Raw genomic sequence first — 12,069 nt, 5'->3', positions numbered from 1 at the left:
CCCCCGGGCAATGAAGCTGGTTCTCCTGCTGCTGACGGCGGGCAAGTTCAGCAAGATGCTGCTCACCGGCGGCTCGATGCTGCTGTCGGTCGTGGCATACGCGCTCATCCTCGGCTGGCGGTACGCTGTTGGCTTCGTGGGACTCATCTTCGTCCACGAGATGGGCCACTACCTTGCCGCGCGCCAGCGCGGACTCGATGTTGGGCTGCCAACCTTCATCCCGTTCGTGGGGGCCTGGATCGAGCTGAAGGATCAGCCGCACGACGTCGAAACGGAGGCATGGGTCGGTTTTGCCGGGCCTCTGTTGGGTAGCCTGGCCGCGCTCGGCTGTTATTTCGCTGCACGCGAGGCGGGCAGCACCTTGTTGCTTGCGCTGGCATACGCGGGGTTCTTCATCAACCTCTTCAACCTGATTCCCATCTCTCCGCTGGATGGCGGTCGGATCACCGCAGTTCTTACGCCGCGCGTGTGGCTAGTTGGAGTTCCCGTCCTGGTAGCGGTCTTTCTCTGGCGGCCGAGTCCGCTGCTCATTCTCGTCGCCGTGCTCGCGGCGCCCCAGGTGATCCGCGCATGGAAATACGATCCGGAGGATCCTGCCAACCAGGCGTACTACACGGTTACGGCCGAGACCCGTTTGACCTACTGCGTCTACTACCTGGGCCTGTTGGCGTTTCTCGCAGTCATGGCTCATGACACCCACGAAATGTTGGGTGCAGTCCGTAGTCTGCATGGCTAGCCAGGTCGATCAGATCGGTGTCGCTTCTTGCGAATCCGGTAACGGCCAGTTGCGGGCATTCGCTGTTCATTCTTCAATGGCTGCTTGGGGTTGTATGGCAGACATCCTCCAGGTGCCTGCCAACGTCATTCTTCTGGTATCGATCGATGCGATGGGGCTCAAGCCAGAGCCCCATATTCGCTGCCGCTCGACTTCAGAATGCGTGACGCAGCCCGAAGTCGTAGCCCGTTGCGGTGCGCGGCGCCAAACCCGCCACCCCAGAACCCGTAGACAAGAAGGCTGGGCCGCCGAGCCCGACGCCCATGATTGCAGGATTGTTCTGTCCGTTCTTGATCCGGGCGCGAGCCACCGTTGCGTAGAGCGCGGTCCGCTTCGACAGGTTGTGCACGTAGCCGAGCGCGAGCTTGTTCACCGACGCGTCGCGGTCCAGTGCCAACAACGTCGGCGCGGCAGAACCCGGGTCGTTCTTGAACTTGACGCGAGCGTACGACGCCTTCAGAACGCCAGCACCGACGGGGACCGTCATGCCGATCATGGCGCCGTTGTATTCGTCATTGTCTTTGAAGGTGAGTCTGCCGGCACTCAAGGGAGCGGTGGTGCTCTCAGCCTTGTCCTTGACCTGCGACAACTCGCCCATCAGCTTGAGGACACCAAAATCGTAGGACGCGCCCAAGTTGATCGTGCGCAGCTTCTCGGAAAGCCGGGTGCCCGCCACGACCCCGGTCTCGCTGATCAACAAGGTGTCGGCTGCCGTGCTCTGTCCGTAGGCAACCGCCACATCGAGCGGGCCGCTTGCATAGCCGAACCGCGCGCCGTAGTAGCGGCCACGTTGCGACGGGCTATCGGACAGGTAGCTGTACTTCACGTTCTCAGGAAGGGCGTACATGACCTGACCGTAGAAGCCGCCGAGGTCGCGCGGCAGGAAGTAACCCACGCTGTTGGACGCCCGGATCGCATTGTCATTCGCGGCAATGGTGGAGCCCGGGCCGCGCGCAGTGGCGATGTTGCCGCTGATGCTCTTGATGAGGTTTTCGCCGACGCCGACTGCGCCCATCGGATCGAACACGCTCTCGTTCCAGTAGGTCGGAACATAGTCTCGGCCAAGCCTGAGTTCACCGAATCCGCCGGACAGGCTCACCGTTGAGCGACGGCTGAAGGACGTCAAAGCGGTTGCGCCGCTGTCCTGGGTGATGCCTGACTCGAGCCAGAACCCTGCCGCGAGTCCGCCGCCCAGGTCTTCGGTGCCACGGAAGCCGACACGACTCGACGAGTTGGCGCCGCTCGACAGGACGGTTTGGGAGCGCGTTGCTTCTGCCACGGCGAGAGCTGATGGCGACGGGAGCGTCCCGGTGTTGTTGTAGAAGGAACTCTTCACGCTGTAGTGACTGATTGCTGAATCTGCGACGCCGAAAAGCGTCAAGGACGACTGCGCCGAAGCAGCGCCCGAAGCAGCCAGCGCCGCAAAGGTGATCAAGGACTTACGCATAGCAAGTGTCTCCAAGGGACGGACAAGGATTACCGGCGCCTCGCAACGCCGGCGGTGGATGCGGCAACGTGCCGCAAGATGGTTCGGCAACGAGTGCCGGGTCTGGGTGATTCGGCCGATCAGTCCGCCGCAAGCAGGCGGACGTCTTGCGGCGCGAGGCCGCCCTCGTCCACCACGTCCTGCCAACGACCGAACTCGTGCCGAACGCGTTCTCGCAGTGCAGAGGGCGCACCGGCCTCGACCCTGGCGCCTTGGCGTTCGAATCGGGCAACCACTTGCGGATTGGCGAGAACCTCGTTGAGGGCGCGGTTGATCTGCGCGACCACCGCGGGCGAGGTGCGTGCAGGGGCAAACAGCCCATACCACTGCGAGACATCGACCCCTTCGATGCCTGATTCCGAGAGCGTAGGCACCGCAGGCAACGCTTCGAGACGCGCCGGGGCCGCAACGGCGAGGGCGCGCAGCCGGCCGTCGAGGATGAAGGGATGCGCGGTGAACAGGCTCGGAAACATGACCTGCGAGCGTCCATCGAGTGTGTCCACGATCGCAGGCGCTGCACCCTCATGGGTTCTGCCTTCCATCCTCGTGCCCGTGTTGAGTTGGAACAGCTCCGCCGCGAAGTGTGGCGGCGTACCGTCACCGGCCGACGCGTATCTGATGCTGCCCGGCCCGCTGCGCAGACGCTGCAGGAGGCTGCGAACGGTGTCGAAGCCGGCGTGCCGGTTGGCCACCATCAGGGTCGGCGACGATCCGATCAGCCCGACCGGCTCGAAGTCCTTGACCGGGTGATAACCCAGCTTCTGGAGTGCGGGGTTCATGGCGTGGGTGCCCACGTAGCCGAACATGAGGGTGTGGCCGTCCGGTTCCGCCCTGGCCACATACTCGCTCGCGATGGCACCGTTTGCGCCGGCTCGGTTGTCTACGAGCACTTCTTGGCCGAGCAGCGGCTTCAGTTCGGCCGCGATGATCCTGGCCATCGTGTCGTTGCCGCCGCCCGCACGGGTGGGCACGATGATGGTGATCGGTTTGCGCGGGAACGCGGCCGACTGACGCGCAATGGCCTCGGGCCGCGTAAAGACATAGTCGGGCAACTGCATCTCACCCTGCATGATCTTTCTGGCGGTACGCACCAGCGCCGCCGCTTTCACTGTTGCATCCTCCGCCCGACCCTCGAGTTCCACTTCCACGTCGATCTGTCCTGCCGGGTGCAGGAGAACCAGGTTGTGACGACCTGGCTCGCGAGCAGCGCCGCTTGCGACTGTGCCCGGGAGCGCGAAGGCGCTGAGAACGCCGATCGCACCCGTCACGGCGTGCGACGCATGGCAGCGGCGCGGCGTGAAGTAGCGCGAAGTGATGCTGTCCGGCGAGTCTCCCGCGCTGACCAGCACCGGCTTGGGAATGACGCTGCCCGAGACATCCCCGAGCCCCATCAACAGGCCGGCCTGAAGACGCAGCTTCTCGAGCCGCTCCAGCAGCGCCGAATTCGAATCGAGCGCGGCGGGCTTTTCGCCACCGGTGACACCGAGGTCACGAGCGCGCACGATCATCAGCGGCATCGCCGCATCGATGCACGTCACCTCGAAGCCGTCGATCGTGTCGATGCGCCGACCGGTCGGAAAGACCTTGCCCGTCACGGCGCCCCAAGCGTCCAGGAAGTTCAGGAGGATCGGTGCAGCGGTACCGGCCACGCCATCGATGCGCGCGTCTCCCTCGTAGGTGACGCGCTTGCCGGGTGTTCTGACCGTGACGTCGATGCGCGATCGCGTATTGACGTTGAAGACGCGTACTCGCGTGACTCCGTCCTGCGCCTCGACCAGCCCCTGCTCGATCCCGAAGGGCGCGACGCCCGACAGCATGTTGCCGCAGTTCGGCCGGGTGTCGACGGAACGGTGTCCGACCCCCACCTGCGCGAACAGGTAATCCAGATCGCAGCCCGGTTCCTTTGAACGGGAAACGATGGCGACCTTGCTGTTGAGGGTGCTGCCGCCGCCCACGCCATCGAGCTGCAGCGGATCGGAGGCACCGATCGCGCCGATCAGCGCCTGGTCGCGCTCCTCGTCGTCGTCAGGCAGCCACTCCCGCAGGAAGAAGGGGCCGCGCGAAGTACCCGCACGCATCAGCACGCAGGGAATGGTCCTGCTCATCTCAGTCGGCCGAAAGCTTTGCGGCCTGGACCACCTTCTTCCACTTGACCTGCTCCTGCTGCACATAGGTGCGCATCTGCTCGGAAGTCATGGTTTCAACCTCGGCGCCGTGGTCCTCCAGCTTCTTGACGACACTCTTGTCGGCCAATGCCGCGTTGAGCACCTTGTTGAGTTGCTCGATCACGGGCTTCGGAGTCTTGGCCGGCGCGAAGATGCCGTACCACTGCGAGACATCCACGTTGTCGACGCCCTGCTCCTTGAGCGTCGGCACGTCCGCCATCTGCGGCGAGCGCTTGCTGCCCGCCACGCCGATCGCCTTGAGCTTGCCGGCCTTCACGTAAGGCATGGCAGTGAAGAGGCTCGGGAACATCACCTGTGTCTGCCCACCGATGGTGTCGGTGATCGCAGGCGCCGATCCCTTGTACGGCACGTGAAGCATGCTGGTGCCGGTCGAGAGCTTGAACATCTCGGCGGCGAAATGAGGTGCGGTCCCGTTGCCGGCAGACGCGTAGCTTGTCTTGTCGGGCGCGGCCTTCAGCGCTGCGACGAGCTCCTTGGCGTCGTTCGCCTTCACGGAAGGGTTGACGACCATCAGCGTTGCGGACGTTCCGACCATGCCCACGGGCTCGAAATCCTTCACCGGGTCGTAGCGCAACTTCTGCAGCGCGGGGTTCATCGCATGGGTTGCGACATAGCCCAGCATCAGCGTATAGCCGTCCGGCGCGGCGCGCATCACGAACTCGCTGGCGATTGCGCCATTCGCACCCGCCTTGTTGTCGACGACGACCGGTTGCTTGAGCGCAGCCGACATCGCCTGGCCGATGACTCGCGCCATGGCGTCGTTGGCGCCGCCGGCGGCGGTCGGAACGACGATGGTGATCGATTTTTCGGGATAGGCGGCGAGCGCGCTGCTGCAGAAGAGCGCGGCCGCCGAAGCCAGGGCACACAGGACGGGTGCGTTACGAGATTGCATTGATGTCTCCGATAGTTGAAAGATTGGCTCAAGGTCGCTTCCTTGACCGTGGACCTATGGTCTTCGGTTCAATGCTTGCTGTGAATTGCATGTTTAGGATCGATTGATGCACACTGTCGATCAGTCAAACATGTTTGCGGTACGAGACGATGGCGATCAACTTCAACCTCAACGACCTGCAGGCGTTCCGCGCCGTCGCCGAACTGAGCAGCTTTCGCAAGGCGGCCGAAGCGCTGCATGTATCGCAGCCTGCGTTCAGCAGGCGCATCGAGAAGCTGGAAGAAGCGCTCGGGGTGCGGCTGCTGGAGCGGACCACGCGGCGGGTGAGCTTGACCGCGGTCGGGCGCGACTTCGACCGGAAGGTGCAGCAACTGCTCGACGATCTGGACCTCACGCTGCTGGGCATCCGCGGCGTGGCGGTAACACGCATGGGCGAGGTCACCATTGCGTGCGTGCCATCGACGGTCTACTACTTCGTGTCGCAGGTGATCTCGCGCTATCACGAGCGCTATCCGAAGGTTCGGGTCAAAGTCTTCGATGCGAGCGCCAACGAGGTGCTGGCCGCCGTGTCGCGCGGCGAGGCGGATTTCGGACTGAACTTCATTGGGGGCCAGGAACCCGACATCGAGTTCAAGCCGCTGATGGAGGAGCGCTTCGTCGCCGCATGTCGGCGCGACCATGCTCTTGCGGGCAAGCGGAAGGTGAGCTGGACGGAACTGGCGCAGTACGACTACATCTCGGTGAGCAAGGCATCCGGAAACCGGCTGCTGCTGGACCAGGCGCTATCAGGTCTGCCAGGGCGCCCGCAGGCGATCTACGAGGCGCAGCACGTCACGACGATGCTGGGCCTGGTCGAAGCCGGGCTCGGGGTCGCAGCAGTTCCGTCGATCGCCATGCCTGGCCCCGATCATCCGCTGCTGGTCAGCGTGCCGTTGGTCGAGCCGGTCGTCAGTCGCAGGGTGGGCCTGATCCGGCGCAAAGGCCGCACCCTCTCTCCGGCGGCCATGCAGTTCTTCGAGTTCTTCTCGGAAATGAAGGGCAAGCGCGTCCAGGCCGGGAGAAAGCGCGCGTCGGCCTGAAGGCTCAGCGACGCGCCGTCAGTACCCGATCGACCATCACGCCGGCCTGGCCGAGGTTGTTGACAGGGTCACACATCGCGTCGAGCTGGGCGCGCGTGACGTGCTTGCTGATCTCCGGATGCGCAGAGAGGATCTCGATCAGCGGGCGATTCTTGCTGATCGCTTCGCGGCACAGGTCATACACAAGGTCGTGTGCGTACTCGCGGCCGATGTAGGGGCCCAGTCCCATCATCACGGCTTCGGACATCACCAGGCCGTTGGTGAGGTCGATGTTCTCGCGCATGCGCGTGGCGTCGACTTCCAGGCCCTTGAGGATGAACTTGGTCTGCTTCAGCGCACCGGACATCAGGCAGAAGATCTCCGGCAAGGACACCCACTCGATCTCCCAGGGGCCGGTCGAGCGCTCGTGGTCAGCCACCATCGCATCCATCAGCGCAGCGACATGCTGGCGCGCCACGGAAATGTTGGCATGGATGTACAGGCACGAGATCGGGTTGCGCTTCTGCGGCATGGTCGACGACGAACCGCGGCCGGGTGCAAAAGGCTCGAACACCTCGGCCACCTCGGTCTGCATCATCAGCTTGACGTCCATCGCGATCTTGCCGAGCGAGCCGCCCACCAGTCCTAGGAAGGCGCCCACCTCCGCGATGGTGTCGCGCACCGTGTGCCAGGAGATCAGCGGCTGGGCAAGGCCGAGTTCCTTCATCAAGCCGGCCTGTGTTTCCATCGCGCCCTTCTCCAGCGAAGACAGCGTGCCCGACGCGCCGCCGAACTCCCCCATCAGCACCCGTGGCTTGAGCTGCTGCAGGCGCTCGCGGTGACGGTCGATACCGGCCAGGATGCTTGCCATCTTGTAGCCAAAGGTGATCGGTGTGGCCTGCTGCAGATTGGAACGGCCGATCACGGGCGTATCGCGGTGCTTCTTTGCCAGCGTGGCCAGCGCGTCGCCGATCTCGTCCAGATCCTGCTCGACCAAAGCGAGGCCCTCGCGCATCTGAAGCACCGCGGCCGTATCGGTGATGTCCTGCGTGGTAGCTCCCCAGTGGCAATACTCCCCCAGCTTGTCGCGGCAGTTGGCGTTGATCTGGTTGACGACAGCAATGATCGGGTAGCCGATTTGCTCGGTCCTGGCCTTGAGCTTCGCCCAGTCGATCTGAGATAGCTCGCAGTTGCGGACGATCTCGTCCGCCGCATCCTTGGGGATGATGCCGAGTTCGCCCTGCACCTTGGCCAGCGCCCGTTCGATGTCGAGGTACTTCGCGGTACGGTTCTCGTCAGACCACACGTCGCGCATGCGGGCGTCGCTGAACATGTCGCCAAAGATGCGCGAGTCGATGATGGTGGAGGCCATGGGGTTTGGATCTTTCTGGGCTGGATGTTGAGGGTAGGTTCAGTCGCGGGCCAGGGCCAGCGTGCGTTGTGCCTGCAGGACCACAGGTCGATCGACCATGCGGCCATCGAGCCGCGCAGCGCCCGGGGACGCGGCATCGGCTGCCAGCACTCGCCGCGCCCACTCCAGTGCTTCTGCGGGGGGTCTTAGCGCGGTGTGAATAGGCTCCACCTGGCTCGGATGAATGCACAGTTTGGCGCCAAAGCCAAGAGCACGCGCAGAAGCCAGGTCGGCCAGAAGGCGCTTGCGATCGTTCAGCTGGGGCGTGACCCCGGCGACCGGCGCCGGCAGGCCTGCCACGCGCGAGGCAATCGCGATGCGGCTGGCCGCATAGGCGAGACCCGAGACGTCGTCTTCAATTTCGATGTCCAGGTCCAATGCGAAGTCCAATGTGCCGAACACCAGGCGCGACACGCCCGCCGCGGCGACGGTGTCGACTCCGGCCACCCCGCGCGCGCTTTCGATCAATGCGAGGACGCTGGCCCCAGACAGCGCGGCAAGCGTGGCCGCGACCTGCCGCGCAGACTCGGCCTTGGGCAGCAGAACGCAGCTGGCCCCGACCTCGCGCAGCGCCGACAGATCGTCAGCGAACCACGGCGATGCGGCGTCGTTGATGCGCACCACGGTGCGCGACTGATCGTCCGCGGATGCGGTACGGAACCAATCTGCGATCGCGTGGCGGGCGAGCGCCTTGTCGTCCGCTGCGACTGCGTCTTCAAGGTCCAGGATGACGGCATCCGCGCCGCTCGCCAGCGCCTTGCCGAAGCGTTCCGGCCGCGTGCCAGGAACGAAGAGGTAGGTGCGAGGGATGTTGGAAGGAACGGACATGATGCCCACCTCAGACAGCCTTGGATGCGCGCAGCGCATCGATCTCGGCCGCGCCGTAGCCCAGCTCGGCCAGGATCGCCTCCGTATGCTGACCGAGTGCCGGCACGGGGTCCATGCGCGGGCCCACATCCCAGGTGCCGGGCGGCAGCATGGCAGGCAACGGGCCGTTCGGCGAGCCGACTTCGGTCCAACGCCCGCGCGCCTTCAGTTGCGGGTGGGCCCAGACATCATTCATGGTGTTGACTTGGGCATTGGCGATCTGCGCCAGCTCGAGCCGCTCGACCACTTGCGCCCTGGTCAGGGACGAGAAGGCCTCCACGATGATCCCGCGCAGCGCGTCGCGCTCGGCCACCCTCTTGAAATTGGCTGTGAAGCGGGGATCGGTAGTCAGCGCCGGTCGTTGCAGCACCTTCTCGCAGAAACTGGCCCACTCGCGCTCATTCTGAAGGCCCAGCATCACCATGTTGCCGTCTCCTGTGGGAAACGGGCCATAGGGGTAGATCGTTGCATGACTGGCGCCTGTTCGCGGAGGTGGTGCCGCACCTTCGAAGGCGTAATAGAGCGGGTAGCTGGTCCACTCGGCGAGCGACTCCAGCATCGAGATGTCGATGCGCTGGCCCTTGCCGGTCTGGCCGCGCTGCAACAGCGCCGCGAGAATGCTGCTGTACGCGTACATGCCTGCGGCGATGTCGGCGATCGACGGACCAGCCTTGCACGGCTCATCGGGCGTGCCGGTGACCGAGACGAACCCCGCTTCGCTCTGAATGAGAAGGTCGTAGGCCTTCTTGTCACGATACGGGCCGGGGTTGATCGGGTCGTCGCCATAGCCTGAGATGTCGCACACGATCAACCCCGGCTTTGCGGCGGACATCTTTTCATAGCCGAGGCCAAGGCGCGCAGCGGCGCCGGGAGCGAGGTTCTGTACGACGACATCTGCCTTCTCCACCACCAGGCGTTCCAGAATCGTGGCCGCCTCGGGATGCTTGACGTCGAGCGTCAGGCTCTCCTTGGAGCGGTTGGTCCAGACAAAGTGCGACGCCAGCCCGTGCACGCGCTCGTCATAGCCTCGGGCGAAATCGCCCGAGCCCGGTCGTTCGATCTTGATGACGCGTGCGCCGAGGTCAGCGAGTTGGCGCGTGGCGAAAGGCGCCGCGATCGCATGCTCCAGCGTGACGACCGTGAGGCCTTTGAGTGGCTGCATGTGTTGCTCTATCTGAGGGTGGGTGGGTTGATGAAGATCAGCGCAGGACCGCTGTCGCGTCCATGGTCAGCCAGCCTTCGTGATCGGAGGCCCAGAGCCGGATGGTCTTGCCGTCGGCCTCGAGTTGTCCCTGAAGGTGGAAAGGATGCAGGTCAAATGTCGGGCGCACCGCCTTGAATCGGAAGCTGGCCACATCGGCTTGCGGCATCTGGCGCCGAAGGAGGTCCATCAGCAGCGTTGCAATCAACGGTCCGTGCACGATCAGGCCGGGATACCCCTCGACCTGGGTGACGTACTGCCTGTCGTAGTGGATGCGGTGGCCGTTGAAGGTAAGTGCTGAATAGCGAAACAGCAGCACGTCATCCGGCACGATGGAGCGTTTCCACTGGGCTTCCGCAGGAGCGGCTTGAGGCGGTGACGCAACATCGTTCGGGCCCTGCGCCTCGCGGTAGACGATGTCGTGGAACTCGACGAGCGCCGGATCGCTGCTGTCGTTGCAGCGCACCTCGTGCCTGACCTTGACGAACACAAGCGTGCCGGTGCGGCCCTCTTTGACGGTCACGTCGTCGATGGTCGAGGTTCGCGCGACCCGGTCACCGACTCGTATGGGCGAGCGAAACTCGAACTGGCTGCCGGCCCACATGCGGCGAGGCAGCGGCACCGGAGGAAGGAAGCCGCCGCGCTTGGCGTGCCCATCGGCGCCGATGTCAGATTGTCGATGCATCGGCAGGAAATACAACCAATGCCAAAGGTACGGCAAGGCGCTACCAGTCTCGACGGGCGTCGAAGGGTGATCCAGCGTAGCCGTCAGCGCGATGACGGGCGTCGGGTTGATGGCGTCCCGGATGGTCTCGCTGCGCCCGATCCAGGCGCGAAGTTCTTCAGCTTGTAGGGCCACTCACTTGTCTCCGGTTGCGGCTCCTGCTTCTGAGGACCCTTGCGAACGAGTCTCGCGCCTTGGCAGAACAAAGTGAATTGCAAGATTTAGAACGATTGATGCATCTGGCGCATAAAAGACTTCGTGCATGCAAGTTCGAGCTTTTCTTGCAACCTTCTGATGACTGCTTCGAGCAAGTTGCGGTCCTTCGCGCTGAGTTGCTGATTGCCAGCAATGGGCCCGTTGTTGACTTCTGCCTCTCGTCCCCGAAAGTCCGCTTTGCGTTGAAGAAGCGGCCGCCGTAGGGTACGGCGACCCTCTCGGGCGACAAGCTCGATCCTCTATTTACGCGCGTTCGATTTCTTGGCAAAAAGCCGCTCGCACAAGCCGCGCAACCAGCGATTCGCGGGGTCCTGGTTATAGCGTGCATGCCAGTGCTGCTTGACGGTGAACGGCGGCACAGGGACCGGGCAATCAAAGACAGCGAGCCCGTTGGTGCGAGCCAGCGTCTCGCCGATCTGGCGGGGCACCGTGGCCACAAGGTCCGTGGTCGACACGATGGCGGCCAGTCCCAGGAAGCCGGGTAACTCCAGCAATATGCGTCGTTCGACGCGGTGCCGCAGCAGCGCCGCCTCCAACAGTTGAACGCCCGTGCCGCCGACGATACCGATATGCGCTTCGGCCTTGAAGTCCCGCAAGCCCATGCCTTTTGCCGCGACCCGCGGGTGCCGGGCATTGACCAGGCACACCCAGTCTTGCGGATACAGCACCTGTTGATAGAAGCCTGACTCGAGCCACGGCACCAGTCCGATCGCAAGGTCGGCTTGGCCGGACTGCAGCGCCTGGCCGGTCTGCTCGTCGATGCGCGCAGCCTCCAGTCGGATGCCGGGGCCCACGGCGCGCACGTGCGCCAGCAGTTGCGGCAGCAGCGTGATGTGGCTGGCATCCGTCATGCAGATCCGGAAGCGCCGCGTCGCGCTCGACGGGTCGAACGCTTCGGGCGGCGCGGCCACACGGCGCAGCGCCGCCAGTGCCTCGCGCGCCGGAACGATCAGCTCTTCCGCGCGCGGCGTCGGCTGCATGCCCGCCGCGGTGCGCACGAACAGCTCGTCGCCCAGATGCCTGCGCAGCCGGCCCAGCCAGTTGCTCACCGTCGGCTGGCTTTGGCCGAGCTGGTCGGCTGCGCGCGTCACGCTCTTCGTGGTGTAAATCAGATCGAACAAGTGCAGCAGCTTGAGGCTCAGCAAGCCCGCGCTCGTGTCGAGGTTGTCGTCGTCTGCATTCATTTCAAAATGAAATGTAGACCATTCGATTCATGTCATGGACGAAATGTTCGTCGAAACCTATCTTTCAAG

General features: G+C 64.1%; 10 protein-coding genes. 2 read left to right on the top strand and 8 right to left on the bottom strand.

Translation table 11 applies throughout. From position 1 onward, the window contains the following. Positions 1–10 precede the first annotated feature (10 nt). A complete protein-coding gene (locus tag AC3A6B_RS19205; RefSeq protein ID WP_487838258.1) occupies positions 11–736 on the top strand; it encodes a site-2 protease family protein in 726 nt (241 codons plus the stop codon). A gap of 193 nt (positions 737–929) precedes the next feature. Here the strand turns inward: AC3A6B_RS19205 and AC3A6B_RS19200 are convergent, their stop codons facing one another. The 3 genes from AC3A6B_RS19200 to AC3A6B_RS19190 all read right to left on the bottom strand — a co-directional run bounded on the left by AC3A6B_RS19200 (position 930) and on the right by AC3A6B_RS19190 (position 5,339). Beyond that, the gene (locus AC3A6B_RS19200) at positions 930–2,222 is read right to left on the bottom strand and encodes a porin (protein ID WP_487838257.1); all 1,293 of its coding nucleotides are present in this window, start codon (positions 2,220–2,222) and stop codon (positions 930–932) included. A gap of 119 nt (positions 2,223–2,341) precedes the next feature. Then, on the bottom strand, positions 2,342–4,366 hold the full coding sequence (locus AC3A6B_RS19195; protein ID WP_487838256.1) for a 4-oxalomesaconate tautomerase: 2,025 nt from the start codon (positions 4,364–4,366) through the stop codon (positions 2,342–2,344). A gap of 1 nt (position 4,367) precedes the next feature. Further along, on the bottom strand, positions 4,368–5,339 hold the full coding sequence (locus tag AC3A6B_RS19190) for a Bug family tripartite tricarboxylate transporter substrate binding protein (protein ID WP_487838255.1): 972 nt from the start codon (positions 5,337–5,339) through the stop codon (positions 4,368–4,370). Positions 5,340–5,488: 149 nt separating this feature from the next. Here AC3A6B_RS19190 and AC3A6B_RS19185 point away from each other — a divergent pair, with 149 nt between their 5' ends. After that, complete coding sequence (locus tag AC3A6B_RS19185) at positions 5,489–6,418, top strand: LysR family transcriptional regulator (protein WP_487838254.1); 930 nt, start codon at positions 5,489–5,491, stop codon at positions 6,416–6,418. A gap of 4 nt (positions 6,419–6,422) precedes the next feature. Here the strand turns inward: AC3A6B_RS19185 and pcaB are convergent, their stop codons facing one another. The 5 genes from pcaB to AC3A6B_RS19160 form a co-directional block, all read right to left on the bottom strand. Next, entirely contained in the window at positions 6,423–7,769 is a 1,347-nt protein-coding gene (pcaB, locus tag AC3A6B_RS19180) for a 3-carboxy-cis,cis-muconate cycloisomerase (protein ID WP_487838253.1), read from the bottom strand. Positions 7,770–7,808: 39 nt separating this feature from the next. Next, positions 7,809–8,636, bottom strand: a complete 828-nt coding sequence (locus AC3A6B_RS19175; protein ID WP_487838252.1) for an HpcH/HpaI aldolase/citrate lyase family protein — start codon at positions 8,634–8,636, stop codon at positions 7,809–7,811. 10 nt (positions 8,637–8,646) lie between these two features. Beyond that, a complete protein-coding gene (locus AC3A6B_RS19170; protein WP_487838251.1) occupies positions 8,647–9,837 on the bottom strand; it encodes a CaiB/BaiF CoA transferase family protein in 1,191 nt (396 codons plus the stop codon). Between the two features lie 37 nt (positions 9,838–9,874). Then, a complete protein-coding gene (locus AC3A6B_RS19165; RefSeq protein ID WP_487838250.1) occupies positions 9,875–10,735 on the bottom strand; it encodes an HTD2 family dehydratase in 861 nt (286 codons plus the stop codon). A 320-nt stretch (positions 10,736–11,055) separates the two neighbouring features. Further along, a complete protein-coding gene (locus AC3A6B_RS19160) occupies positions 11,056–12,000 on the bottom strand; it encodes a LysR family transcriptional regulator (RefSeq protein ID WP_487838249.1) in 945 nt (314 codons plus the stop codon). Positions 12,001–12,069 lie beyond the last annotated feature (69 nt).

The organism is Variovorax sp. Soil_C_33, from assembly GCF_057656935.1.
The sequence above is the reverse complement of the archived record's forward strand: the minus strand, read 5'-3'. Positions and strand labels throughout refer to the sequence as shown.